Source organism: Acidithiobacillus ferridurans (assembly GCF_003966655.1).
Lineage (GTDB): Bacteria > Pseudomonadota > Gammaproteobacteria > Acidithiobacillales > Acidithiobacillaceae > Acidithiobacillus > Acidithiobacillus ferridurans.
This window is the reverse complement of record NZ_AP018795.1, coordinates 1,436,333-1,459,070: the sequence shown is the minus strand read 5'-3', so window position 1 is coordinate 1,459,070 and position 22,738 is coordinate 1,436,333. Positions and strand designations below refer to the sequence as shown.

The window sequence follows — 22,738 nt, the reverse complement described above, 5'->3', positions numbered from 1 at the left end:
GGCGCATCAGGGGTGTTTGGGCGCCGCCGGCGGGCAAAGTTTTCGGAGGTGCGCCACCTCGGAGGGGCTGAGATCGTGCCATGCGATATTGCCACACCTGCCGTTGAGTGGGCCTTCCAGTGTGCCCTCCTGCGAAACCGCCCCACCCACCGGAAAATTGGCCACGGATTGCGTCGATATGGCGGGTCCTACGGTCTGCGTAGCCGCCGTCGTCTGCACCGGCGCCACGGTCTGCTGATTTTGCCACCAGAAGAACAGCACCACCGCGACGACCAGCACCAACAACAGCACGACCAGCCAGCGCCAGCCATGCGTCTTTTCCGCTTCGTCCATGCATTGCACTCCCACGTGTCGGCTCCATGAAGACTTTAGCAAGAGCCGGGGAGGAATGCCAAAGGGCCGCCGCCCCGACCGGGAATACTGGCGAACGATACCCCCTTTTCGCTATAGTCGCGGGCAGGACAGGAGGTGTGGGCATGAGCAAAAAAATGTGGGGTGGGCGCTTCGCGGCAGGTACCGACCATCTGGTCGAGGCCTTTACGGCATCCATCCAGGTGGACCGTCGTCTGTATGCGGAGGACATCCGTGGTTCCATGGCCCATGCCCGCATGCTGGGCCGGGTGGGCGTGCTGACGGAAGCGGAGGTGGAGGCCATCGTCACCGGGCTGGCGCAGGTGCGGCAGGAGATCGTCGAAGACCGGCTGCCCTTTGTCGATGCCCTGGAAGACATCCACATGCACGTCGAATCGCGCCTCACCGAAATCATCGGCGATGTCGGCAAGAAGCTCCACACCGGCCGGTCCCGCAACGATCAGGTGGCCACCGACCTGCGCCTTTATACTCGCGGCTGCCTGGATGACCTCGTCCGGGAGCTGCAGCACCTGCAACACGTCTTCATCGACCTCGCCGAGCGGGAGGTGGAGACCATCCTCCCGGGTCTGACCCACATGCAGGTGGCCCAACCGATCAGCTTTGGTCACCACTGTATGGCCTACGTGGAGATGTTCCACCGCGATACCCAGCGTCTGCTCGATGCACGACGGCGGGTGAATGTGCTGCCCCTGGGCGCGGCGGCGCTGGCGGGGACGACCTTTCCCATCGACCGCTGGGACGTGGCGCGTCAGCTCGGCTTTGAGGCCGTCGCCGAAAACAGCCTCGATGCGGTCTCCGACCGCGACTTTGTGATGGAAGCGTTATCGGACCTGGCCATCCTCGCCGTCCACCTCTCGCGGCTATCGGAAGAACTGATCCTGTGGATGTCGGCCCCCTTCGGCTTCATCGACCTGCCCGACGGCTTCTGTACCGGCTCCAGCATCATGCCGCAAAAGAAAAACCCGGATGTCGCGGAAATCATTCGCGGCAAAAGTGGGCGGGTGATTGGCGATCTTGTCGCCATCCTCGTCCTCATGAAGGGGCAGCCCCTCGCCTATAACCGCGACAATCAGGAAGACAAGGAAACCCTTTTCGACGCCCTTGACCAGATGCGCGCCAGCGTGGAGATCATGGGGCGGATGCTGCCGGGTCTGCAGACCCGTCCCGACGTCATGCGCGCGCAGGCGGAACGCGGCTTTGCCACCGCCACCGACCTGGCCGATTATCTGGTGCGCAAGGGGCTGCCTTTCCGTGATGCCCACGCCGTGGTGGGCCGTGCCGTGCGCCTGGCCCAGGAACGCAACATCGGCCTGGAGGCTCTGCCGCTGGCGGATTTGCAGGCCCTGTCGCCGCTCATCGACCGGGAGGTCTATGCGGTGCTGGTGCTGGAAGGCTCCCTGGCGGCGCGGGACCACTTGGGTGGTACGGCACCCCGGCAGGTGCAGGCCGCCATCCAGCGCGCCCGAGAGCGCCTGCAGCGGGAGGCCCTGTGAACCGCATTCGCGCCATCTTTCTCCTCCTGCTGCTAGGCCTCGCCCTGGGCGGTTGCGGCCGTAAAACGGCCCTGACCCTGCCGCCCGCCCCCAGCGTTACCCCCGCCGCACCGACGGCCCCCGGCCAGAGCCCCACATCCGCGGGGCCCACGGCGCCTGTCCAGAGTCCTGCTGCACCATGAATACCTTCCACTACCGCAACCACGCCCTGTATGGCGAAGACCTCCCCTTGCAGGAAATAGCGGAGCATTATGGCACGCCCTGCTACGTCTATTCCGAAGCGGCGTTGCGCGAACGCTATCACTCCTTCAGCGCCGCCCTCGGTAGCAACACCCGGGTCTGTTATGCGGTCAAGGCCAACAGCAATCTCGGTATCCTGCGGATTTTTGCGGAGATGGGCGCGGGCTTCGATATCGTCTCTGGTGGTGAGCTGGAGCGGGTGCTGCGGGCGGGCGGCGATGCCGGCACCATCGTTTTTTCCGGTGTCGGCAAGTCCAGCGTCGAAATCCGCGCCGCCCTCGGTGCCGGTATCTTTTGCCTCAATGTCGAGTCCGCCGCCGAACTCTGGCGCATTGCGGACATTGCTGCCGACATGGGCAAACGTGCGCCCGTCGCCCTGCGGGTCAACCCCGACGTGGACCCCGGCACCCATCGCTACATCGCCACGGGGCTGAAAGAGAGCAAGTTCGGCATCCCCATGGATCAGGCCCGCCACCTCTACCTGCAGGCCGCGCAGCACCCGGCGCTGGAGCTGAAAGGGATTGCCTGCCACATCGGCTCCCAGTTGCTGGACCTGACGCCCCTGGGCGAGGCCGCAGTGCGGGTGCGTACGCTGTATGACGAACTGGCGGCCCATGGGATCGCCCTCCAGCATCTGGATCTGGGCGGCGGTGTGGGCATTCGCTACCACGACGAAATCCCGCCCAGCCCCGCCGATTACGCCTGGACGCTGGATCAGGCTCTGCACGGCGTAGCGGTACGGCGAGTAGTGGAACTGGGCCGCGCGCTGGCGGGCAACGCGGGCGTGCTGCTGACCAAGGTGGAATACCTCAAGGACAACGACAGCAAGCCATTCTGCGTGGTGGATGCGGCCATGAATGACCTGTTGCGCCCCGCGCTGTATGGTGCCTGGCACGACATCCTGCCCCTGCACCAAAGTGCCGAAACAGGACCAGCCATGGATGTCGTCGGCCCGGTCTGTGAAAGTGGCGACTTCCTCGCCAAGGATCGTCCGCTAGCGGCCAAAGCCGGTGACCTGCTCGCCGTCATGAGCGCCGGGGCTTACGGTTTCGCCATGAGCAGCAACTACAATAGCCGCCCCCGGCCTCCTGAAGTGCTCATCAGCGGCCACCAGCACCGTCTCATTCGCCGCCGCGAGACCCTGGCCGATCAGTTGTCGCTGGAAGAAAACCCGACCTCCCAAAAGTCTCCCTTATAAGGGTCACCAGGCAACGGCTCCGTCGTCACCGCCGACTATCTGCTACTCTTAGGTGGTAATGGGATATTTCTGAGGAGGCCACCATGGCAGAGATGAAGGTATTCAGCACCGGCATCGATCCCGACGACTGGATCGCCAGACGTTTCACCCAAACCGGCGACGGGCGCACCCCGCCCATTTTCTGGCAGCATCTGCCAGCCGACACCAAGAGCCTGATCCTGCTCATGGAACATCGTGAGGCGGAACCGGGGCGCAAGGTCCAATGGCTGATCTACGACCTGCCGCCTGCCGCTGAAGGCATCCACGAAGATGGCCCGTTGCCCGATGGCGCCAGGCTGGGGCGCAATGACTTCGGAACCATGGCCTACCGCCCGCCGGAGGCAGGTGCCGACCACCAGCTCCGACACTACGACTTTATCCTGATAGCGACCGACCTGCCCACCCTCGGGCTCGCCGAAGGCGCCAACTGGGAATCGGTGAAGGGAAGGCTGCGCAAGGGAGGTCAGGACAGCGACCAACTCGGACCACCCCCCGCCGCGGACCCCCGCGCCCGTGAATTCCATCCGCTCGGTCACATCCTTGACTACGCGGAGTTTTCGGGCCATTTCGCGCTGGATACGGACAAGCACGTTTGAACGATTTTGCTCCGTCCACTACGGGGAAACGATGGGAAGCATACTGGTTCTGGGGCTGGGAAATGTCCTGCAAGGGGACGATGGCGTGGGTGTGCACATCGTCCGCTACCTCGCCGGGCAGGCGCCCATGACCGGCGTCACCGTTCTGGATGGGGGCACGATCGGCGCGTCGCTGCTGGTTGAACTGGAGGGGGTGGATGCTTTGCTGGTGGCGGATGCCGTGGAATCGGGACAGGAAGCCGGGCAGGTAACCCTCTTCCAGGGAGCAGAGATGGACCGGCTCCTGACCCGTCCCCAGGCCGGCAGCGTGCATGAAGCCGGCCTGGCCGAATTGCTGGACATGGCGCGTCTGCTTGGTTGTCTTCCGGCCCGACGGGCCTTGCTCGGCGTTCAGCCCCGGACGATCGCCTGGGGCGACGCCCTGAGTCCGCCGCTGGCCCGGTCCCTGCCCGAAGCGGGGCGTCGCGCCCGAGCGCTCTTAGAGGAATGGGGACGTGAAGATTCTTGATACCATTCCCATCCGTCCTGCCCCCAGCCCCGCCGCCAACGCGCCGGCCTTGCTGCAGGAGGTCGCGACGGCCCTGGACGCCTTGCTTCTCTCGGGGCGGCGGCACTGCATCGACCTCGGCTCCCTGCCCCTCTCCCCGGCCGACCGGGATCTGCTCCGGGAGACCCTGGGGACAGGAGAGGTCCGCATGGAACTGCTGGCCTTGGGAAGCTCCCGCATCGAGGAGACCGGGGTGCCGGGAGTGTGGTGGGTGCGCCATTCCAGCGAGGACGGGATCCTGCTGACGGAGTCGCTGGAGGTATGCCACGTGCCGGAGATCGTTCCGGCCGATACCACAGACATCGCCATTGGGCTGCAGCGCTTGCGGCAACGCATCGCGGTTCCCGAATCGGGAGGACGTTGATGGACGAGACCATCCTCGACGCATTCCGGCAAAACGGCCTGAGCCGCCGCGCCTTCCTGAAGTTCTGCGCCGCCACCGCCTCCCTGCTGGCGCTGCCCCCTGCCGCCGCCGCGGCCATGGCGGAAAAACTGGCGATCACCCCCCGCCCCACGGTGATCTACCTTTCCTATCAGGAATGCACCGGCTGCCTGGAATCCATGACGCGCTCCTTCTCGCCCACCATCGAACACCTCATGTTCAACAACATCTCCCTGGCCTTCAACGATACCCTTCAGGCAGCCGCCGGGGAGGCGGCCGAGGCGGCCCGGAAGGAGGCCATGCGCAAGGCCTGGGGCAAGTACATCCTCATCGTGGACGGGGCCGTACCCATGGGAGCGGGCGGCGCCTACTGCGTGGCCGCGGGGCAGAGCGCCGTCGACGACCTGCGCCATGCCGCCCAGGGGGCGGCGGCCATCATCGCCGTGGGGACCTGCGCCGCCTTCGGCGGCGTGCCCTACGCGGCGCCCAATCCCACCGGCGCGGTACCGGTTTCCGAGGTCATCCGCAACCGCCCCATCATCAACGTCTCGGGCTGTCCGCCCATTCCCGAGGTCATGACCGGGGTCGTCGTCTATTACCTGAGCTTCGGGATGCCCGCCCTGGACCGCCAGGGGCGGCCGCTGACGTTCTACGGCAATACCATCCACGACCGCTGCTACCGTCGGCCTTTCTATGACGAGGGCCGTTTCGCGCACACCTTCGACGACCAAGGGGCACGCAACGGCTGGTGTCTCTACGAACTGGGCTGCAAAGGGCCGGTGACCTACAACGCCTGCGCCACCCTGAAATGGAACCAGGGGACCAGCTTCCCCATCCAGTCCGGCCACGGCTGCCTGGGCTGCTCCGAGCCGGACTTCTGGGACAAGGGCGGATTTTACCGGCCTCTGCCCGCAGCCACCGGCCACTGGCCGCGCGGAGAGGTTTTGGGTGGTGCGGCGCTAGGGGGGTAGTGGTCGGGGCGGGAGCGGCGGCGCTCGCCCGCTCCCGTCAGCACGCGGTCGCCGCGAAAAGCGCCAAAGAGGGGAGCAGCCCGCCCCCAAGGGAGGATTCCCATGAGCACTGAGACAGACCTGCTGGATTTCGCCCGAGGCCCCGCCCTGGAGGCGGCGCTGATCATCCTGGTTTTCGGCATCTTCTGGCGGCTCGTCGGGGTACTCGCCCTGCGCCGGAACCGCGATCTTTCGGAACCGCGGATGCGCCACGCCTGGCTGGGGGGCGTCAAGACGATTTTCACCCGCATGTGGCCGCGCCGGGAGTTCCGGCCCCGCATCCTGCACTGGGAGGCGGTGAGCTATGTCTTCCACATCGGCTTGGCGGTGGTGATCCTGGGGCTGGTGCCCCACATCCTCCTCATCCGTGACATCACGGGCCTGTCCTGGCCGGGTTTGCCGACGGGGGTGATTACCTTCGCCGCCGGTGTCGCCCTGATCAGCCTCCTCGCCCTCCTCGCCCATCGCGCCACCCACCCGGTGCTGCGCCAGATCTCCAATTTCGACGACTACTTCAGTTGGCTGCTGGTCTTTACGCCGCTGCTCACGGGGCTCATGGCCTATTACCATCTGGGTGGTCGTTACGAGGACCTGCTGGCCCTGCACATGCTGAGCGCGGAACTCCTGCTGGCGTGGCTGCCCTTCAGCAAGCTCGCCCATACCGTGCTCTTTGTCTTCTCCCGCGGCGTCACCGGGACGATCTACAGCCGCCGGGGGGCACGGATATGACCGACACGGATACGCAGTTCCCTCTGGAGTTGAACCAGCCTCGTCTGAGCGTCCAGAAACCCGAGCAGCGTTACGACAAACAAGGGGAGATGGCCGACGCCGAGCGGCTCGACCGGGCCATGCGCGGCTTCGTCAAGGATTTCGGCGCCACCGCCGCCCTCTACATGGAGTCCTGCGTACATTGCGGCCAGTGCGCCGAGGTTTGCCAGTACTATGTGCAGACCGGCGACCCCCGGTACACTCCCATCTGGAAGCTGGAGCCCTTCAAACAGGCCTACAAGCGCGAGACAGGGCCTTTTGCGCCCTTTTTCCGCCTCTTCAACCTCAAGCGCCGCGTCACCGTGCAGGAACTGGAAGACTGGCAGGATCTGATTTACGACAGTTGCACCCAATGCGGGCGCTGCACCATGGTCTGCCCCATGGGCATCGATATCGCCAGCCTCGTAGGCCTGGCCCGGCATGGCATGGCCGCCGCCGGGCTGGTGCCCCATGAACTCTGGGCGACCGTGGAGCGCGCGAAACGGGAAGGTAGCCCCCTGGGTGCCACCCCGGCGGTCCTCAAGGACCGCATCGCCTGGCTGGAGGACGAGCACGGCGTCGAGATTCCCCTGGATCGGGAACGGGCGGACGTCCTCATGACCATCTCCTCCATCGAGGTCATGAAGTATCCCCAGTCCATCGTCGCCCTGGCCAGGATCATGAAGCGGATGGGCGCATCCTGGACTTTTCGCAGCGATGGTTACGAGGCCACCAATTTCAGCATGTTCGCCGGCGACCGGCAGGGTCAGCGGGAGGCGAGCCTCAAGCTCATCGAGGCCGCCATCGCGGTGGGCGCCAGGACCCTCATCCTGCCGGAATGCGGCCATGCCTATCAGGCCCTGCGCTGGCAGGGCGCCAACCTCTACGGCAAGCCTCTGCCCTTCCGGGTGCTGCAGATCGCCGAGTATCTGGCGGAAGGCATCCGCCAGGGCAAGCTGCAACTGCAACCGGTGCAGAATTCGGCGACCTTCCACGATCCCTGCCAGATCGTGCGCCGCGGCGGCGTCACCGAGGCGCCGCGGGAGGTGCTGCGCGCCTTGGGGATGGAGTTGCGGGAGATGGACGCGCACGGCGCCTACAACTGGTGCTGCGGGGGCGGCGGTGGGGTGGTGACCATCCACCGGGCCGACCCCCTGCGTTACAAGACCTACCAGATCAAGATGCAGCAGGTGGAGGACACGGGGGCGGAGATGCTGGTATCGACCTGTTCCAACTGCCGCCAGACCTTCGACGACGGCCAGGCCCATTTCCATTGGGACAAGACGGCGCAGAGTCTGCTGGAACTGGTGGCCGATCACCTCGTCACGGAGCAGGAGTGATTCATGGCCAAGCAAACCGTCGTCGTCGACCCCGTTACCCGCATCGAGGGCCATCTGCGCATCGAGGCCGAGGTCCAGGATGGCGTCATCACCGGCGCCTCCAGTTCCGGGACCATGGTGCGCGGCCTGGAAATCATCCTCCAGGGCCGCGATCCGCGCGACGCCTGGGCCTTCGCCCAGCGCATCTGCGGGGTCTGCACCCTGGTGCATGGCATCGCCTCGGTGCGGGCGGTGGAGGACGCCCTCCACTACCCCATCCCGCAAAACGCCCAGTTAATCCGTAATCTCATGATCGCCGCCCAGTTCGTCCACGATCATGTGATGCATTTCTATCAACTGCACGCCCTGGACTGGGTGGATGTGCTCTCCGCCCTCCAGGCGGATCCCGCCAAAACGGCCGCGCTGGCCCAGTCCCTGAGTGATTACCCGCGCTCCTCGCCGGGCTACTTCGCCGAGGTGAAGGACAAGTTCACCCGTTTCGCGGCCTCCGGACAGCTCGGCATCTTCGCCAACGGCTACTGGGGCAACCCCGCCTACAAGCTGCCGCCGGAGGCCAACCTCATGGCGTTGGCCCATTACCTGGACGCCCTGGCCTGGCAGCGGGAGGTGGCCAAGCTCCATGCCGTCTTCGGCGGCAAGAATCCCCATCCCAACTTCGTGGTGGGTGGCGCCCCCACGGCCATCAGCGTGTCGCCGGCGGCATTGCACAACGGTGTGGCGGCGGGGGTCGGAGCCACCGCCGTCAACATGACGGGCCTGGAGATCGTGCAAAACGTCATCCGCGAGATCCGCCGTTTCGTGGATCAGGTCTACCTGCCCGACACCCTCGCCATCGCCGGCTTTTACAAGGACTGGTTCCGCAAAGGCGAAGGGGTGGGCAACTTCCTGACCTACGGCGAGTTCCCCTCCATGGGCATCAACGACCTGGACGGCCTCATGATCCCCCGCGGCATCCTCCTCAACCGGGATCTCTCCACCGTCCATCCTCTGGAACTGCGCGCCCCGGACCAGATCCAGGAGTTTGTGGCCCATTCCTGGTATTCCTACACCGTGGGCAAGGACCAGGGCCTCCATCCGTTTGCGGGACAAACCCACCTGGACTATACCGGACCCCAACCGCCCTACGCGCATCTGGACAGCGCGGCCAGCTATTCGTGGATCAAGTCGCCGCGCTGGAAGGGCAAAGCGATGGAGGTGGGCCCCCTGGCCCGCATGCTGGTCCTCTATGCCAGCGGCAACCAGGAGGCCCGCACCCTGGTGGACAGCAGCCTGCGCAAGCTGGACCTGCCCGTTCAGGCCCTCTTTTCCACCATGGGACGGACCGCCGCCCGCACCCTGGAGAGCAAGATCATCGGCGACGCCATGCAGGGCTGGTACGACCAACTCATGGCCAACATCCGCGCCGGCAAACTCGAAACCTTCAACCCGGCCCTCTGGGAACCTTCCTCCTGGCCCGCCGAGGCGCGCGGCGTGGGCTTCACCGAGGCGCCGCGGGGCGCCCTGGCCCACTGGGTGGTCATCAAGGACGGCCTCATCGACAACTACCAGGCGGTGGTGCCCAGCACCTGGAATGCCGGCCCGCGGGATGCCGCCGGACAGGACGGCCCCTACGAGGCGGCACTCAAAGGCACCAAACTCCCCGACCCCGCCCAACCCCTGGAGATCCTCCGCACCATTCACAGCTTCGATCCCTGCATCGCCTGCGCCGTCCATCTGGTGGACCCGACAGGGGAGGAACTGTTGCAGGTCAAGATATGCTGAAGAACAGACGGAACGGGAACATCTGATGTCTCCGGTGAGGCCTCCCGCCCCCGAAGGCCCGTGCCGGTATGCATGAACTCTCCTTGTGCGAAGGTGTTCTCCAGATCCTGGAGGAACAATCCCGGATCCAGGGCTTTATCCGGGTACATCGGGTTTGCCTGGAGATCGGCACCCTGGCCAGCGTGGAACCGGAGGCGTTGCGCTTCCATTTCGATGTCGTCACGCGTGGCACCCTGGCCGAGGGATCCCATCTCGAAATCGTGACGGTGCCTGCCCAGGCGTGGTGTCTTCCCTGTGGCGAAAAGGTCGCCATCGGGCAATATTTCGATGCCTGCCCCCAATGCGGCAGTCGTCAGCTGCAGGTCATCGCGGGAGAGGAATTGCGTATCCAGCAATTGGAGGTGGAATGATGTGTACCACATGTGGTTGCGGCGGTAGCGAGGTGAAGACCGAGGGGCACGATCACTACGAGGGTAACCGGCGGCATAGGCATGGAGACGAGTCCCAGCCGGCCCACGTTCATGCCCCTGGCATGGACGGACGGCGCATGGTGCGGATCGAACAGGACATTCTGGCCAAGAATCAGCGCCACGCTGACGCCAACCGCCGCTATCTGGCCGAGCGGGGTATCTTTGCGCTGAACCTGGTCTCCAGCCCCGGCTCGGGCAAGACCACGCTGCTGGTGCGCACCGTCGAGGCCCTGCAGCACCGGCTGCCGGTGGCGGTGATCGAAGGAGATCAGCAAACAGGCCGGGATGCTGAGCGCATCCGTGCCACCGGAGTAACCGCACTGCAGATCAACACCGGCAAGGGCTGCCACCTGGACGCCCACATGGTGGGACATGCACTGGAACAGTTACAGCCCGCCGCCGGCGGGGTGCTTTTCATCGAAAACGTCGGGAACCTGGTCTGCCCGGCGGCGTTTGATCTGGGGGAGAGCCACAAGGTGGTGGTGCTGTCGGTAACCGAAGGGGAGGACAAGCCCCTCAAATATCCGGACATGTTCCATGCCGCCGACCTCATGCTCCTCAACAAGGTCGACCTGCTCCCCTATCTGGAATTTGATGTGGACGTCTGCATCGACTATGCCCGACGGATCAATCCCAAACTCTCAATCCTGCAGGTTTCCGCCCTCCGCGGCGACGGCATGACCGCGTGGCTGGACTGGATCGAAAGGGGCGCCGGGCTCGCGTCGGCCGCCATACGGTAATAAGGAGCAAGATCATGTGCCTGGCGGTCCCCGTGCGGGTTGAACGATTGCTGGACAACGAGATGGCGGTGGTCGGGATAGGCGGCCTGCGCAAGGAGATCTCCCTGGCCCTGGTGGACGGCGTCCGGGAGGGCGATTACGTCATCCTCCACGTGGGCTATGCTTTGACCCGGCTGGACCCGGAGGAGGCCGAACGGACCCTGGCCCTTTTCGCGGAACTGGCCACCCGGCTGGACGCCAGGGAAGGAACCGAGCGGTGAAATATGTCGACGAGTTCCGTGACGCCACCCTGGGCCGCAGTCTGGCGCGCGCCATCGCCGCCGAGGTTTCTTCCCGCCGAAACTATCATCTGATGGAGTTTTGCGGGGGCCACACCCATGCCATAGCCCGCCATGGCATCCCAGACCTCCTGCCGGCCAATGTCCACCTGATCCACGGACCCGGATGCCCGGTCTGCGTCCTGCCCATCGGCCGCATCGACAGCGCCATCGCCCTGGCGCTGGATCATGGCGTCATCCTCTGCACCTATGGCGACGTGCTGCGCGTCCCAGCATCGGAACGCCGGAGCCTGCTCCAGGCCCGCGCCGCCGGAGCCGATGTCCGCATGGTCTATTCCAGCCTAGATGCCCTGCGCATTGCGCGGGAGAACCCGGATCGGGAGGTGGTCTTCTTCGCCATCGGGTTCGAGACGACCACCCCGCCCACCGCCGCGGTCCTCCGCCAGGCCAAGGCCACGGGGGTCAAAAACTTCACGGCATTCTGCAACCACGTGCTGACCCCTGCCGCCATCCGCGGCATCCTGGATTCGACCGCGCCGGAGGGGGCGCGGCTGGACGGCATCATCGGGCCGTCCCATGTCAGCACCGTGATCGGCAGCCGACCCTATGAGTTTGTCGCGGAGGAGTATCATCGGCCGGTGGTGATCGCGGGCTTCGAGCCCCTGGATGTGATGCAGTCCATCCTCATGCTGATCCGCCAGATCAATGCCGGACAAGCGGAAGTGGAGAACGAATTCACCCGCGCCGTGAGTCGCGACGGCAACCCCAAGGCCCAGGCGCTGATAGCCGAGGTACTGGAACCCCGGCCCGCCTTCGAGTGGCGTGGCCTCGGCAGCATCCCCCGCAGCGCACTGCGCATCAACGCCGCCTACGGCGACTTTGACACCGAGCGCCGTTTCCCCATCCCTTACCGGGCGGTGCCCGACCACAAGGGCTGCGAGTGTGGCGCCATTCTGCGCGGCGCCAAGGAGCCCCGGAACTGCCGACTCTTCGGCACCGCCTGCACGCCCGAAAGCCCGGTGGGTTCCTGCATGGTCTCCTCAGAGGGTGCCTGCGCCGCCCACTACACCTATGGTCGCCATCGGGATTAAAGGACGTTGGCTCCATGAGAATCCACCGGTAAAGAGGATGCGATCTCGCAACCGGGTGCAAGCAGTCGATCTTTCCCGGGAATTCGGGCATTATTCTGGTGGTCTGCTGTATCACGCGCTGCCCCGCAAACGCCAGGTATCATGCTGATCAGCCGGTCTACCTCCGAATGTATAAGGAATGATGGACGCATGAAACTCTTGCTTACCGGCGCCAACGGCTTCGTCGGCCAGTATGTGCAGGCGGCCCTGCCCGGCGTGCCATTGCCCAATGGGCTGGATCTGCGCGACCACGCCGCCCTGACTGCCGCGGTGGCCGCCATTCGGCCTGATGCCGTCGTGCATCTGGCGGCCCAGAGCTTTGTGCCCGCCTCCTTCGAGAACCCCCGCGAAACCTTTGACATCAATTTCTATGGCACCCTGAATCTGCTGGAGGCGCTGCAGTCCTCCGGATTTATGGGGCGCATGCTCTTTGTCGGGTCGGGCGACACCTACGGGCGGGTCCCGGAGGCCGATCTGCCGGTGCGCGAGGATCATCCCCTGCGTCCCCGTAATCCCTATGCCGTGAGCAAGGTGGCCGCCGAGGCGCTCTGCTACCAGTGGAGCCAGACTTCCGGCTTTGAGATCATCATGGTGCGGCCCTTCAACCATATCGGCCCCGGCCAGAGTTCCCATTTCGCCATCGCCGACTTCGCCCGGCAGGTGATGGAGATCCGCATGGGGCGCCGCGCACCGGTCCTGCAGGTGGGTGATATCGACGTCACCCGTGATTTTACGGATGTGCGCGACGTGGTACGCGCCTACACCCTCTTGCTGGAAAAAGGTCAGAACGGCGGCATCTATAATGTCTGCTCCGGACGGGAATACCGTATCCGCGACCTGCTCCGGCAATTGCTCACCCTTGCCGGTGTCGAAGCCACGGTCGAGCAGGACCCGACCCGCCTGCGTCCGGCGGAACAGCGGCGCATGGTCGCGAGCTTTGCTGCTTTACAACGGGACACCGGTTGGCAACCGCTGATACCCATGGAGCAAAGCCTTCAGGATTTACTCAACGACTGGGAGAAACAATTGCAATGACGAAGCACGCCCTCATCACCGGCATCACTGGCCAGGACGGCGCCTATCTGGCGCAATGGTTGCTGGGAAAAGACTATACGGTCTATGGCCTCATCGCCCGCCGCGGCACCGATACCACCGGCCGCTTGCACGAACTGGGCATCGCCGATCAGGTGCGCCTGCTGGACGGCGACCTCATCGATCTGTCCTCCATGATCCGCGCCATGGAAAAATCCCAGGCGACGGAAGTCTATAACCTCGGCGCCCAGAGCTTTGTAGCCACTTCCTGGGATCAGCCGATTCTGACCGCCGAGGTCACCGGCACCTCCGTGGTCAAAATGCTGGAGGCCATCCGCATCGTCAACCCCCAGGCGCGTTTCTATCAGGCTTCCACCAGCGAGATGTTCGGGCAGATTCAGGAACCGCTCCAGTCCGAGCGCACGCCCTTTCATCCCCGCAGCCCCTACGGCGTCGCCAAGCTCTACGGCCACTGGATCACCATCAACTACCGCGAGAGCTTCGGCCTGCATGCCTCCAGCGGCATTCTCTTCAACCACGAATCCCCCTTGCGCGGCACCGAGTTCGTCACCCGCAAGATCACCCTGGCGCTGGCGCGCATCCGTCAGGGTGTACAGGACGTGCTGGAGCTGGGCAATCTCGACAGCAAACGCGACTGGGGTTATGCGGGCGACTATGTGCGCGCCATGTGGCTGATGCTGCAGCAGGAGCAGCCCGATGATTATGTCATCGCCACCGGCGAGACCTGGACGGTGCGCACCTTTGTCGAGAAGGCCGCCGCCCATGCGGGATTCGATCTGGAGTGGCGGGGCGAGGCGGAAAAGACCCAGGGCGTCGATCGCAAAAGCGGCAAGGTCATCGTCCGCGTCAACCCCGCCTTCTACCGTCCCGCCGAAGTGGACATCCTCATCGGTGATCCCGGCAAGGCCCAGCAGAAGCTGGGCTGGAAGCGCGAGGTCAGCTTCGATGCCCTGGTGCGGATGATGGCCGAAGCGGATCTGCGGCGCGTGGCGGGAGAGGTGGTGGAATGAACCCCCTGATCCCCGTCATCCTCTCCGGCGGCGCTGGCACGCGGCTCTGGCCGCTGTCGCGCCAGAGCCATCCCAAACCCTTCCTGCCATTGCCCGATGGCGAGACGCTGCTGCAAAAGACCCTGCAGCGGGCGCTGGCCCTGCCGGGGGTGACCCGTTTCCTCACCGTGACCAACCGGGAATATTACTTCCAGACCCGGGACGTCTATGCGCAGGTGCCTGGAGCGGCGGAGCGGGAGGCATTTTTCCTGCTGGAGCCGGTGGGCCGCAACACGGCGCCGGCCATCGCCGCCGCCGCCCTGCAGGCGGAAGCCCTGGTCGGGCCGGAAGCCACCCTGCTGGTACTCCCCGCCGATCATCTGGTGCAGGATCAGGCCGCCTTTGCCGCCGCGGTCGCCCGGGCGCAGCGTCTGGCCGAAGAAGGCTATCTGGTGACCTTCGGTGTCACTCCCACCTGGCCGGAGACCGGTTATGGTTACATCGAAGGTGGGGAAGCCCTGACCCGGAGTGGTGAGATACTGGGTTTTGCCGTGCGCCGCTTTGTCGAAAAGCCCGATGCGGCTACGGCGGCGGCTTTTCTGGCCCAGGGGGATTATACTTGGAATAGCGGCATGTTCTGCTTCCGCGCGGATGCGTTTTTATCCGCCCTTGCGCGCCATCAGCCGCAGGTCGGCGAGGATACCCGCACCGCCTGGGCCGAGGGGCGCTGCGAGGCGGATTTCCGTGAATTGGCGCCGGCATTCGCGCAAGTGACGGATATCTCCGTGGATTATGCCGTCATGGAGCACGCCGACCGGGTGGCGGTAGTGCCCGGCGATTTCGGCTGGAGCGACATCGGCTCATGGACGTCCTTCGGCGCCCTGATCCCCGAGGATGGCAGCGGTAACCGGGTGCTGGGGGAGAGTGTGCTGGAGGATGCGCAACACTGCATCGTCCATAGCGCGGACCGCCTGACCGCCCTGCTGGGCGTGGAGGATCTGATCGTGGTGGATACACCCGACGCGCTCCTCGTCGCCCGCAAGGACCGCGATCAGGAGGTGAAAAAGATCGTCGCCGAACTCAAGCACCGCGGCCACGACGCCGGCAATCTGCACCGCACCGTCCACCGGCCCTGGGGTACTTACACGGTGCTGGAGGAGGGCTCCCGCTTCAAGATCAAGCGCATTCTGGTCAAAGCGGGTGCGGCGCTCTCTTTGCAGATGCATCACCACCGCAGTGAACACTGGATCGTAGTCTCGGGCACCGCCAAGATCGTTAACGGCAGCGCGGAACATCTGGTCCAGACCAACGAGTCCACCTATATCCCCGCCGGCACCCCCCATCGTCTGCTCAACCCCGGCGTCATCGATCTGGTCATGATCGAGGTACAGAGCGGCGAGTATCTGGGCGAGGATGATATCGTGCGCTTCGACGACCGCTACGGGCGGGCGCCTTGAGTTGGTGACTGCCCGGCGCACGTCAGGGGCGTCACGGAAAAGTCTCGCTCTCCGATAAAGGCAGCGCGGCGGCATCCTTGGTGGCCAGCAGGGGTGGCTTCCCATCCACCAGGGGCCAGTCGATGGCGATATCCGGGTCGTTCCAGATCACGCAGCGCTCCGCTTCCGGGGCATAAAACTCCGTGGTTTTGTAGAGAAAGTCCGCCGACTCGCTAAGCACGTAAAAGCCGTGGGCGAAACCAGGAGGTACCCAGAGCATCTGCTGATTTTCGGCAGAGAGTGTGGCGCCAGCCCATCGTCCGAAATGCGGCGAGGAACGGCGTAGATCCACCGCCACGTCGAAAACCGCACCGCTCACGACACGCACCAGTTTGCCCTGGGGCTGATGAATCTGATAATGCAGCCCGCGCAGGACGCCCTGCTGGGAACGGCTGTGGTTGTCCTGCACGAAGTCGAGGTCCAGCCCGGCCGCAGCGAAGGCGCGCCGGTTCCAGCTTTCCATGAAAAATCCCCGGACGTCACCGAAAACCTTGGGGGTGATGAGGAGAACCCCGGGGATGGTGAGGGCTTCGACTTTCATGGCCGACACCCTTCGCTGAGAACCCGCAAAAGATAGTCGCCGTAGCCGCTTTTCTGCAACGGAGCGGCGAGGCGGCTGAGGGCTTCGCCGTCGATGTAGCCCATGCGGTAGGCGATTTCTTCGGGGCAGGCGACTTTGAGTCCCTGGCGTTCTTCCAAGGTGCGGATGAATTGGCCGGCGTTGAGCAGATCCGCGTGGGTGCCCGTGTCGAGCCAGGCCGTACCGCGACCAAGCACCTCCACCTGTAGACGTTTTTCCTGCAGGTAGAGGCGGTTGAGGTCGGTGATCTCCAGTTCGCCGCGCGCCGAGGGCTGGATTTCCCGGGCCATCCGACTGCCACTTCCGTCATAAAAATACAGCCCGGTTACCGCGTAGCACGAGCGCGGAACGTCCGGTTTTTCTTCGAGACCGACGGCCTGGTGGTCGGCATCGAACTCGACGACGCCATAGGCACGCGGATTGGCGACATGGTAGGCGAAGATGGTGGCGCCAGTATTGCGGGCGTTGGCGGCCTGTAGCGTTTCGCTGAGTTCGTGACCGTAGAAGACATTGTCGCCGAGCACCAGCGCAGAGGGGCCCCCGCGAGGAAGTCCTCGGCAATCAGCAAAGCCTGGGCCAGCCCTTCCGGGCGTGCCTGCTCCGCATACGCGAAGGACAGGCCCCATTGGCTTCCATCTCCCAGCAACTGCCGGAAACGCGGCAAATCATCGGGAGTGGAGATGACGAGCATCTCCCGGATGCCCGCCAGCATGAGGGTTGCCAGGGGATAGTAGATGAGGGGCTTGTCATAGACCGGCATGAGCTGCTTGCTGACGGTCTGGGTCAGCGGATAGAGTCGGGTACCGGAACCGCCGGCGAGGATGATCCCTTTACGATGCATTGCGGGCCTCAGGTTGGTTGAAATGGTCCACGGGCGGAAATTTTATGGTCGTTACTCTGTCGATACCGCAGTGATTGTATGTATCCTGGGGCGCCGGGGCAAGATATCCAGGGGTGCCGTGCGATAATGGCTTGAGCGATGGCACCCCGACGGCATAAGCTAGTCCCTCCGTTCGACCGGCCTGGCAGGGGATTTTCATGAACAGACAACGTGGCCTGCCCACCGCAAACGTTCCCTCCGTGCCTGTTGCCGACAGGCAACGCGGCCACGCCTTGGGCGCCGCCATGTTGGGAATGCTGCTCGACGGCTACGACCTCAGCATCATGGCGGTGGTGCTCCTTCCCCTGCACAGCGCCTGGCATCTGCACGCGACCGAGACCGGGCCGCTCATGGCCATGGCGTTACTCGGGTCTTTGCTGGGAGGCTTGGCGGGCGGCGTCTTCACCGACCGGTTCGGCCGCCGCAAGCTGCTGTTCCCAAACATATTCCTCTACGTCATCGGGGCCCTGGTCAGCGCCCTCAGCCCGGATGTCCCCGTGCTTTTTCTGGGCCGCTTTCTGACCGGGCTGGCCATCGGCCTCGACTATCCGCTGGTGGCCACCATCGTTGCGGAATACAGCCAGTCCGCCAATCGGGGAAATCGTTTCGCCCGGGTAAATCTGGCCTGGTATGTCGGCGCCCTGCTCTCCACCGGCGTCGGCTGGGTCCTGTTGTTTACTGGCGATGACTCCTGGCGCTGGATGCTGGGGAGTGCAGTGGTCCCCGCACTTGCCCTGCTCTGGTTGCGGCGCGGCCTGCCGGAGTCACCGCGCTGGCTGGCGCGAAACGGGCATACCGACGCGGCCCGCGCGGCCCTGGCCCGGCTGTCCCCCGAGAGCACACCCGCCGAACTCGGCGCACAGTTGGCGACTTTTCAGGGGCATCGCCAGTCGTGGCGGGTGCTGCTGCGTAAAGTCTGGTTGCGTCGGCTGCTGCTCAGCATCTTCCCCTGGTTCTGTCTGGATGTGGTGGGCCTGGGCATTGGCCTGTATTTTCCCCTGGTGTTGCGCAGCAACGGCCTCGCCAGCAGTAACGGAATGGCCGCCGCCATCAACGCCGTCTTTCTGGTGATCTCCGCCCTGGGCATTCTCTATATTCTCTCCCGCCTCGACCGCTGGGGCCGGATCCCCCTGCAAAGCGCCGGGTTCGGCATGATGTCTCTCGGCCTGGCGCTGTTCGCGCTGTGCTCCTGGAATGGCTGGGTTGCCGGGATTTATGGGGGTGCCGCGGTCTATTCCTTGGGGGTGGGCATCGGTCCGGGAGTGACGGTTTTCGCGCTGGCCGTAGAAATTTTTCCGACGGAATTGCGTGCCAGCGCGGCGGGGCTGGCAACGGGACTTTCCCGCCTGGGGGCCTTCGTTTCGGCGCTGTTGTTTCCGATTTTGGAGAAAAGCTGGGGCATACCGCTGGTGCTGCTGGTCATGGCCCTGGTGTCCCTGCTCGGCATGTTCACCACCCTCATCTATGGGGTGGAATCGCGGCAGAAAAGCCTGGAAGATTTGGAACGCGTGGATGCGCCGGTGGCAACGCCCTGAGCACGCGGGTTGCCTATTCGAAGCTCCAGGTGCGCACGATACGCAGCGGCGTGGGTGGGGATTGCCAGATGGCGGGCAGGGGTGGAAAGGGGGCCGCCTGGCGGATGATCGTATCGACGGCATGTACCAGCGCGGCATTCCGCGATCCCTGCTGCATCTCGATCGCCAGCAGCCGCCCGTCGGGGGCGATGGTGACGGCGACGACGACACGCCCCTGAGGTACGTCGGGATGACTTCCTCCGAGGAGACGTTTCTGGGCCAACGCCATGATCCGGCCTTCCCAGTCCTTCAGATAGGCATTCAGTGCGATTGCCCGCGCTGCCGCTGGTACCGTTGCCGGCGCACGCTCCCGGCTGACGGGAAGATCGCCGTCCGGACCGCGCGGCGCGGGCCTCGCGGGGGAGGTCATTCGGGGATGGAGCAGGCTCGGCATCAGGGAAATTTCCACCAGCGAACTGACGGGCGTTTTTTGCGGCGGCAACCCATCCAGCCCGCCCAGCAGCAACAGCCAGACCAGCATATTGATGGCCACGGAGAGCAAGACCCAGGGGAACAGGGTATCGAGGTCTTCCGGCCGCAAACGCAGGACGCGCATCATACCGCCAGGTGCGGCGGCGCCAAACCAACGTATCCGGAACAGAACGTCCGATAGCGGCGCGAAGAATCCTATGGCTTCATCCCAACCAATCGGCTGCAGCGAGGGCATAATAGGTGATGATGGCGTCGCTCCCGGCCCTTTTGATGCCGAGCAGGGACTCCAGGACACTGCTCTGCAGATCCAGCCAGCCGGCCCGTGCGGCGGCCTGCAGCATGCTGTATTCACCGGACACCTGATACGCCAGCACCGGCAGGTCGCAGCGCTCGCGGAGGTCACGGATGATATCCAGATACGCCATGGCAGGCTTCACCATCACCATGTCGCAGCCCTCCTGGATGTCCAGCGCCATTTCGCGAAAGGCCTCACGCCGGTTGGCGGGGTCCATCTGATAGCCTTTGCGGTCCCCGAACTGGGGCGCGCTGTCGGCTGCATCGCGGAAAGGTCCATAAAAAGCGCTGGCGTATTTGACCGCATAGGACAGAATGCTGACCTGCGGATGCCGCGCTGCGTCCAACGCCTCGCGGATCGCCATCACCATGCCGTCCACCATGCCCGAAGGGGCGACGACATCCACCCCCGCTTCCGCATAAGAAATGGCCTGCCGCTGCAGGTTTTCCAGGGTGGCGTAATCGTCCCGGTCACCGCCCGCATCCAGCACACCGCAATGGCCATGGGCGGTGTATTCGCAAAAGCAGGCGTCGGCAATGATCAGCAATTGCGGATATCCGCTGCGGATGGCGCGAATCGCCCGTTGCACCAACCCCTCCGCGTCCCAGGAGGCGGAGCCGGTGGCATCCTTGCAGTGCTCTTCCAGGACGCCAAACAGCAGCACCCCGGAGACCCCCCGCGCCACCGCCTCCGCACAGAGTTGCAGCGCGGAGTCGATGCTATGGCGAAAGACGCCGGGCATGGAAGAGATTTCCGTGCGAACGCCTTCGCCTTCCACCAGAAAAACCGGCAGAATGAAATCGGCGGCGCGCAGATGGTGTTCACGCAACATCCGGCGCATGGCCGGATGGCGGCGCAGGCGGCGAGGCTGGTGACCGGACGACGGATTGAACAGGTTCATGTGAGAACAGTCCTTGAGCAGTTGGAATACGAACACAAATCGCGGCGAGACGGCGGATCGAGCGGGTTCATGGGGCAGGCGCCAGGCCTTGCGCCCACACCGTCAGCGCCGCCAGCATGCCAGCCGTACTGGCCTCCGGGGCGATCCATGGGGCGGGCAGACCGACCGTGGTGACGGCCTCAGCGGTGAGGGGGCTGATGGCGATGATGGGCGTGTTTTTCAACCAGCGTTGCCCCAGCCCCCCCACCATCTGATAGAAATTATTGAAGATCTCCGGGCTGGTCACGGTGACTGCATCCAGCTCGCCACGCGCCCAGGCATGCAGCAACGGCGTCGGGTTGGTGCCGGGCAACCGGCGCCGGTAGCAGAGCACCTGGTCGGTGATGGCTCCCCGCTCATCCAGGGTCTTCTCCAGCAACTCCCGGCCCTGATCACCGGCAAACAGCGCGATGCGCTGCCCACGCACGTCCAGCAGTTCTGGACTTTCCAGCAAACCCTCGGAGCTGAAACGCCGGGGGACCAGGTCGACCTGCAGACCAAACTCACGCAACGCCTTGGCGGTCTCCCGTCCCACCGCCGCAATGCGCGGCCCCACCGGCCAGGACAGGTTGCGGCTCTGCAGGCGACTGAGGGCGAAGGCGACGGCATTACGGCTGGAAAAAATCACCCAGTCATAGGCCACAAGCCGATGCAAGGCGTCATCCAGGGACTGCCAGTTCTCCGGCGCCTCGATCTCTACGGCGGGAAACAGTATGGCGCGCGCGCCTTGCGCCTCCAACAAGGTCAGCATCTCGCCGGCCTGCGCGCGCGGCCGGGTAACCACGATGCCCTTGCCTCGCAGGATGGTGCTGTTCATGGGTTCCGGACATCCTCGATAATCTCTGCCGCCCCTTGCGCGACCAAGGCCGCAGCGACGGCCATGCCGAGGGCGACGGGGTCGCTGCCCCTCGCCTCGGCATGCAGTACCCGGCGCCCGTCGGGGGTGGCGACCAGCCCGCGCAGGAGCATCTGCGGGCCCTGCCATCGGGCGAGCGCCGCCACCGGGAGCTGGCAATCCCCGCCCAGCACCCGATTCATGCTGCGTTCCGCCAGCACGCAGTTCTGGGTATCGGCATCGGCCAGGGGTGCCAGCAGTTCCCGGGTCCGCCCGTCGTCGCGGCGCGCCTCGATGCCTATGGCCCCTTGCCCCACCGCCGGCAGAGAGCAGTCGATGTCCAGCAGATGGGTGATGCGATCTGGCAAACCAAGGCGCTTGAGGCCCGCAGCGGCGAGAATGATCGCGTCATAATGCCCCTCGTCCAGCCTACGCAAGCGCGTAGCGACATTGCCGCGCAGGTCATCGACCCGCAAATGGGGGTAGCGCTCCAGTAATTGCGCCCGCCGCCGCAGGCTGGAGCTTCCCACCCGTGCACCCACCGGCAGGGCGTCGGGATGCAGAAAGGTATTGCTGACGAAAGCATCCCGGACATCCTCCCGGGCCATGATGGCGACGATTTCCAGACCATCCGGCTGTAGCGCCGGCACATCCTTCATGGAGTGCACGGCAACATCCACCCGCCGCTGCTGCAGGGCATCCTCGATTTCCTTGACAAAGAGGCCCTTGCCGCCCAGCGCATGCAGGGGTGCCTCCAGAAGAACGTCGCCGCTGGTGGTCATGGTGATGATCTCGACCGCCATCCCCGGGTGAAGCCGCAACAGGGCAGCGCGAACGTGCTCTGCCTGCCAGACGGCCAGCGGGCTGGCACGGGTACCAATGCGAAGGGAGTGCGGCATATCGGCTCGGCGGCTCTGATGATGATCAGGAGAAGAAAGGGTTATTCACCTTAACAGCGCGGTTTTTTCTGTCAAGGGCGGCACGGCGGCGCTCACCGCGAAACCGGGGTCACCACCACCCTCGCGCGCAGCGTCTGCGCCATCTTGGGACCAAGCACCGCAGCGAGGGAGGCGGGGCCGGGAAAGGGGCCATGCGCCTCCCGAAAAGCGATGATCGCGGCGGACCGTTTTTCGCCAATGCCCGGCAGGCAGCGCAGCCGGGCCGCATCGGCGTGATTGATGTCGACGGCAACCGGGCAGCCTGTCCCGGCGGCCTGCGCCCACGCGCCCGCGGCCATCATGCACAAGGACACCAAGCCCAGCCACAACCCTTGCCGGGCCGTTTTCCCCCGTCGCAACGGTACCCCCTCCCTCTGTGTAAA

At 64.8% G+C, this 22,738-nt stretch carries 26 protein-coding genes and 1 pseudogene; 18 read left to right on the top strand and 9 right to left on the bottom strand.

Translation table 11 applies throughout. The annotated features are described in order from the left end of the window. Nucleotides 1-6: 6 nt before the first annotated feature. Nucleotides 7-333: a hypothetical protein gene (locus AFERRID_RS07540; protein ID WP_126604750.1), complete on the bottom strand. Its 327-nt coding sequence runs from the start codon at nucleotides 331-333 to the stop codon at nucleotides 7-9. A gap of 143 nt (nucleotides 334-476) precedes the next feature. Between AFERRID_RS07540 and argH the strand changes: the two genes are divergently transcribed. The 17 genes from argH (at nucleotide 477) to AFERRID_RS07455 (ending at nucleotide 15,842) form a co-directional block, all read left to right on the top strand. After that, entirely contained in the window at nucleotides 477-1,865 is a 1,389-nt protein-coding gene (gene argH / locus AFERRID_RS07535) for an argininosuccinate lyase (protein ID WP_126604749.1), read from the top strand. Then, the gene (gene lptM, locus AFERRID_RS07530) at nucleotides 1,862-2,047 is read left to right on the top strand and encodes an LPS translocon maturation chaperone LptM (RefSeq protein WP_126604748.1); all 186 of its coding nucleotides are present in this window, start codon (nucleotides 1,862-1,864) and stop codon (nucleotides 2,045-2,047) included. The genes argH and lptM overlap by 4 nt, the downstream gene beginning before the upstream one ends. After that, on the top strand, nucleotides 2,044-3,303 hold the full coding sequence (gene lysA / locus AFERRID_RS07525) for a diaminopimelate decarboxylase (protein WP_126604747.1): 1,260 nt from the start codon (nucleotides 2,044-2,046) through the stop codon (nucleotides 3,301-3,303). Before lptM ends, lysA begins: the two co-directional genes overlap by 4 nt. 83 nt (nucleotides 3,304-3,386) lie before the next feature. After that, nucleotides 3,387-3,938, top strand: a complete 552-nt coding sequence (locus tag AFERRID_RS07520; RefSeq protein ID WP_126604746.1) for a YbhB/YbcL family Raf kinase inhibitor-like protein — start codon at nucleotides 3,387-3,389, stop codon at nucleotides 3,936-3,938. A 31-nt stretch (nucleotides 3,939-3,969) separates the two neighbouring features. Continuing rightward, complete coding sequence (locus tag AFERRID_RS07515) at nucleotides 3,970-4,446, top strand: HyaD/HybD family hydrogenase maturation endopeptidase (RefSeq protein ID WP_126604745.1); 477 nt, start codon at nucleotides 3,970-3,972, stop codon at nucleotides 4,444-4,446. Next, entirely contained in the window at nucleotides 4,433-4,849 is a 417-nt protein-coding gene (locus AFERRID_RS07510) for a hydrogenase expression/formation protein (protein ID WP_126604744.1), read from the top strand. The genes AFERRID_RS07515 and AFERRID_RS07510 overlap by 14 nt, the downstream gene beginning before the upstream one ends. Continuing rightward, complete coding sequence (locus tag AFERRID_RS07505) at nucleotides 4,747-5,838, top strand: hydrogenase small subunit (RefSeq protein WP_232027905.1); 1,092 nt, start codon at nucleotides 4,747-4,749, stop codon at nucleotides 5,836-5,838. The genes AFERRID_RS07510 and AFERRID_RS07505 overlap by 103 nt, the downstream gene beginning before the upstream one ends. Before the next feature lie 102 nt (nucleotides 5,839-5,940). After that, the gene (locus tag AFERRID_RS07500; protein ID WP_126604743.1) at nucleotides 5,941-6,606 is read left to right on the top strand and encodes a nitrate reductase; all 666 of its coding nucleotides are present in this window, start codon (nucleotides 5,941-5,943) and stop codon (nucleotides 6,604-6,606) included. Continuing rightward, the gene (locus AFERRID_RS07495) at nucleotides 6,603-7,964 is read left to right on the top strand and encodes a (Fe-S)-binding protein (protein WP_126604742.1); all 1,362 of its coding nucleotides are present in this window, start codon (nucleotides 6,603-6,605) and stop codon (nucleotides 7,962-7,964) included. The genes AFERRID_RS07500 and AFERRID_RS07495 overlap by 4 nt, the downstream gene beginning before the upstream one ends. A 3-nt stretch (nucleotides 7,965-7,967) precedes the next feature. After that, a complete protein-coding gene (locus AFERRID_RS07490) occupies nucleotides 7,968-9,725 on the top strand; it encodes a nickel-dependent hydrogenase large subunit (RefSeq protein ID WP_126604741.1) in 1,758 nt (585 codons plus the stop codon). Nucleotides 9,726-9,793: 68 nt separating this feature from the next. Further along, nucleotides 9,794-10,135, top strand: coding sequence for a hydrogenase maturation nickel metallochaperone HypA (gene hypA, locus AFERRID_RS07485; RefSeq protein ID WP_126604740.1), 342 nt, complete (start codon nucleotides 9,794-9,796; stop codon nucleotides 10,133-10,135). After that, complete coding sequence (gene hypB / locus AFERRID_RS07480) at nucleotides 10,132-10,935, top strand: hydrogenase nickel incorporation protein HypB (protein ID WP_126604739.1); 804 nt, start codon at nucleotides 10,132-10,134, stop codon at nucleotides 10,933-10,935. The genes hypA and hypB overlap by 4 nt, the downstream gene beginning before the upstream one ends. A 14-nt stretch (nucleotides 10,936-10,949) precedes the next feature. Continuing rightward, on the top strand, nucleotides 10,950-11,195 hold the full coding sequence (locus AFERRID_RS07475) for a HypC/HybG/HupF family hydrogenase formation chaperone (RefSeq protein ID WP_113527324.1): 246 nt from the start codon (nucleotides 10,950-10,952) through the stop codon (nucleotides 11,193-11,195). Further along, nucleotides 11,192-12,304 (top strand): hydrogenase formation protein HypD, encoded by a 1,113-nt coding sequence (hypD, locus tag AFERRID_RS07470; protein ID WP_126604738.1) that lies wholly within the window; start codon nucleotides 11,192-11,194, stop codon nucleotides 12,302-12,304. Before AFERRID_RS07475 ends, hypD begins: the two co-directional genes overlap by 4 nt. 189 nt (nucleotides 12,305-12,493) lie before the next feature. Beyond that, nucleotides 12,494-13,378 carry a GDP-mannose 4,6-dehydratase gene (locus AFERRID_RS07465; RefSeq protein ID WP_126604737.1) on the top strand — a complete coding sequence of 295 codons (885 nt, stop codon included), beginning with the start codon at nucleotides 12,494-12,496 and terminating at the stop codon, nucleotides 13,376-13,378. After that, complete coding sequence (gmd, locus tag AFERRID_RS07460) at nucleotides 13,375-14,406, top strand: GDP-mannose 4,6-dehydratase (RefSeq protein WP_126604736.1); 1,032 nt, start codon at nucleotides 13,375-13,377, stop codon at nucleotides 14,404-14,406. The genes AFERRID_RS07465 and gmd overlap by 4 nt, the downstream gene beginning before the upstream one ends. After that, the gene (locus tag AFERRID_RS07455) at nucleotides 14,403-15,842 is read left to right on the top strand and encodes a mannose-1-phosphate guanylyltransferase/mannose-6-phosphate isomerase (RefSeq protein WP_126604735.1); all 1,440 of its coding nucleotides are present in this window, start codon (nucleotides 14,403-14,405) and stop codon (nucleotides 15,840-15,842) included. Before gmd ends, AFERRID_RS07455 begins: the two co-directional genes overlap by 4 nt. Before the next feature lie 31 nt (nucleotides 15,843-15,873). Here the strand turns inward: AFERRID_RS07455 and rfbC are convergent, their stop codons facing one another. From rfbC to AFERRID_RS16345, 3 genes and pseudogenes are all read right to left on the bottom strand, one after another. Then, nucleotides 15,874-16,422 (bottom strand): dTDP-4-dehydrorhamnose 3,5-epimerase, encoded by a 549-nt coding sequence (gene rfbC / locus AFERRID_RS07450; RefSeq protein ID WP_126604734.1) that lies wholly within the window; start codon nucleotides 16,420-16,422, stop codon nucleotides 15,874-15,876. Further along, nucleotides 16,419-16,985 carry a sugar nucleotidyltransferase gene (locus AFERRID_RS16350; protein WP_456263962.1) on the bottom strand — a complete coding sequence of 189 codons (567 nt, stop codon included), beginning with the start codon at nucleotides 16,983-16,985 and terminating at the stop codon, nucleotides 16,419-16,421. The genes rfbC and AFERRID_RS16350 overlap by 4 nt, the downstream gene beginning before the upstream one ends. A gap of 74 nt (nucleotides 16,986-17,059) precedes the next feature. After that, a pseudogene (locus AFERRID_RS16345) lies at nucleotides 17,060-17,302 on the bottom strand (sugar phosphate nucleotidyltransferase); the annotation flags it as partial. 197 nt (nucleotides 17,303-17,499) lie between these two features. On the opposite strand from AFERRID_RS16345, the gene AFERRID_RS07440 reads away from it, so the two are divergent. Beyond that, on the top strand, nucleotides 17,500-18,876 hold the full coding sequence (locus tag AFERRID_RS07440) for an MFS transporter (protein ID WP_126604733.1): 1,377 nt from the start codon (nucleotides 17,500-17,502) through the stop codon (nucleotides 18,874-18,876). 13 nt (nucleotides 18,877-18,889) lie between these two features. Here the strand turns inward: AFERRID_RS07440 and AFERRID_RS07435 are convergent, their stop codons facing one another. The 5 genes from AFERRID_RS07435 to AFERRID_RS07415 all read right to left on the bottom strand — a co-directional run bounded on the left by AFERRID_RS07435 (nucleotide 18,890) and on the right by AFERRID_RS07415 (nucleotide 22,714). Next, a complete protein-coding gene (locus AFERRID_RS07435; protein ID WP_226835719.1) occupies nucleotides 18,890-19,474 on the bottom strand; it encodes a TonB family protein in 585 nt (194 codons plus the stop codon). Nucleotides 19,475-19,550: 76 nt separating this feature from the next. Beyond that, nucleotides 19,551-20,543, bottom strand: a complete 993-nt coding sequence (hemB, locus tag AFERRID_RS07430) for a porphobilinogen synthase (protein ID WP_126604731.1) — start codon at nucleotides 20,541-20,543, stop codon at nucleotides 19,551-19,553. Between the two features lie 67 nt (nucleotides 20,544-20,610). Then, nucleotides 20,611-21,399: a uroporphyrinogen-III synthase gene (locus AFERRID_RS07425; RefSeq protein WP_126604730.1), complete on the bottom strand. Its 789-nt coding sequence runs from the start codon at nucleotides 21,397-21,399 to the stop codon at nucleotides 20,611-20,613. Then, nucleotides 21,396-22,316, bottom strand: coding sequence for a hydroxymethylbilane synthase (gene hemC, locus AFERRID_RS07420; RefSeq protein WP_126604729.1), 921 nt, complete (start codon nucleotides 22,314-22,316; stop codon nucleotides 21,396-21,398). The genes AFERRID_RS07425 and hemC overlap by 4 nt, the downstream gene beginning before the upstream one ends. Nucleotides 22,317-22,408: 92 nt before the next feature. Beyond that, nucleotides 22,409-22,714, bottom strand: a complete 306-nt coding sequence (locus AFERRID_RS07415) for a ComEA family DNA-binding protein (protein WP_225981873.1) — start codon at nucleotides 22,712-22,714, stop codon at nucleotides 22,409-22,411. Nucleotides 22,715-22,738 lie beyond the last annotated feature (24 nt).

Coding starts and splice junctions, on each gene's coding strand:
- hemC (WP_126604729.1), bottom strand. CDS start 22,316: ATGCCGCACTCCCTTCGCATTGGTACCCGTGCCAGCCCGCTGGCCGTC.
- AFERRID_RS07440 (WP_126604733.1), top strand. CDS start 17,500: ATGAACAGACAACGTGGCCTGCCCACCGCAAACGTTCCCTCCGTGCCT.
- hemB (WP_126604731.1), bottom strand. CDS start 20,543: ATGAACCTGTTCAATCCGTCGTCCGGTCACCAGCCTCGCCGCCTGCGC.
- hypB (WP_126604739.1), top strand. CDS start 10,132: ATGATGTGTACCACATGTGGTTGCGGCGGTAGCGAGGTGAAGACCGAG.
- AFERRID_RS07435 (WP_226835719.1), bottom strand. CDS start 19,474: ATGATGCGCGTCCTGCGTTTGCGGCCGGAAGACCTCGATACCCTGTTC.
- hypA (WP_126604740.1), top strand. CDS start 9,794: ATGCATGAACTCTCCTTGTGCGAAGGTGTTCTCCAGATCCTGGAGGAA.
- AFERRID_RS07495 (WP_126604742.1), top strand. CDS start 6,603: ATGACCGACACGGATACGCAGTTCCCTCTGGAGTTGAACCAGCCTCGT.
- AFERRID_RS07500 (WP_126604743.1), top strand. CDS start 5,941: ATGAGCACTGAGACAGACCTGCTGGATTTCGCCCGAGGCCCCGCCCTG.
- argH (WP_126604749.1), top strand. CDS start 477: ATGAGCAAAAAAATGTGGGGTGGGCGCTTCGCGGCAGGTACCGACCAT.
- AFERRID_RS07515 (WP_126604745.1), top strand. CDS start 3,970: ATGGGAAGCATACTGGTTCTGGGGCTGGGAAATGTCCTGCAAGGGGAC.
- AFERRID_RS07455 (WP_126604735.1), top strand. CDS start 14,403: ATGAACCCCCTGATCCCCGTCATCCTCTCCGGCGGCGCTGGCACGCGG.
- AFERRID_RS07475 (WP_113527324.1), top strand. CDS start 10,950: ATGTGCCTGGCGGTCCCCGTGCGGGTTGAACGATTGCTGGACAACGAG.
- AFERRID_RS07520 (WP_126604746.1), top strand. CDS start 3,387: ATGGCAGAGATGAAGGTATTCAGCACCGGCATCGATCCCGACGACTGG.
- gmd (WP_126604736.1), top strand. CDS start 13,375: ATGACGAAGCACGCCCTCATCACCGGCATCACTGGCCAGGACGGCGCC.
- lysA (WP_126604747.1), top strand. CDS start 2,044: ATGAATACCTTCCACTACCGCAACCACGCCCTGTATGGCGAAGACCTC.
- AFERRID_RS07540 (WP_126604750.1), bottom strand. CDS start 333: ATGGACGAAGCGGAAAAGACGCATGGCTGGCGCTGGCTGGTCGTGCTG.
- AFERRID_RS07465 (WP_126604737.1), top strand. CDS start 12,494: ATGAAACTCTTGCTTACCGGCGCCAACGGCTTCGTCGGCCAGTATGTG.
- rfbC (WP_126604734.1), bottom strand. CDS start 16,422: ATGAAAGTCGAAGCCCTCACCATCCCCGGGGTTCTCCTCATCACCCCC.
- AFERRID_RS07505 (WP_232027905.1), top strand. CDS start 4,747: ATGCCACGTGCCGGAGATCGTTCCGGCCGATACCACAGACATCGCCAT.
- AFERRID_RS07490 (WP_126604741.1), top strand. CDS start 7,968: ATGGCCAAGCAAACCGTCGTCGTCGACCCCGTTACCCGCATCGAGGGC.
- AFERRID_RS07425 (WP_126604730.1), bottom strand. CDS start 21,399: ATGAACAGCACCATCCTGCGAGGCAAGGGCATCGTGGTTACCCGGCCG.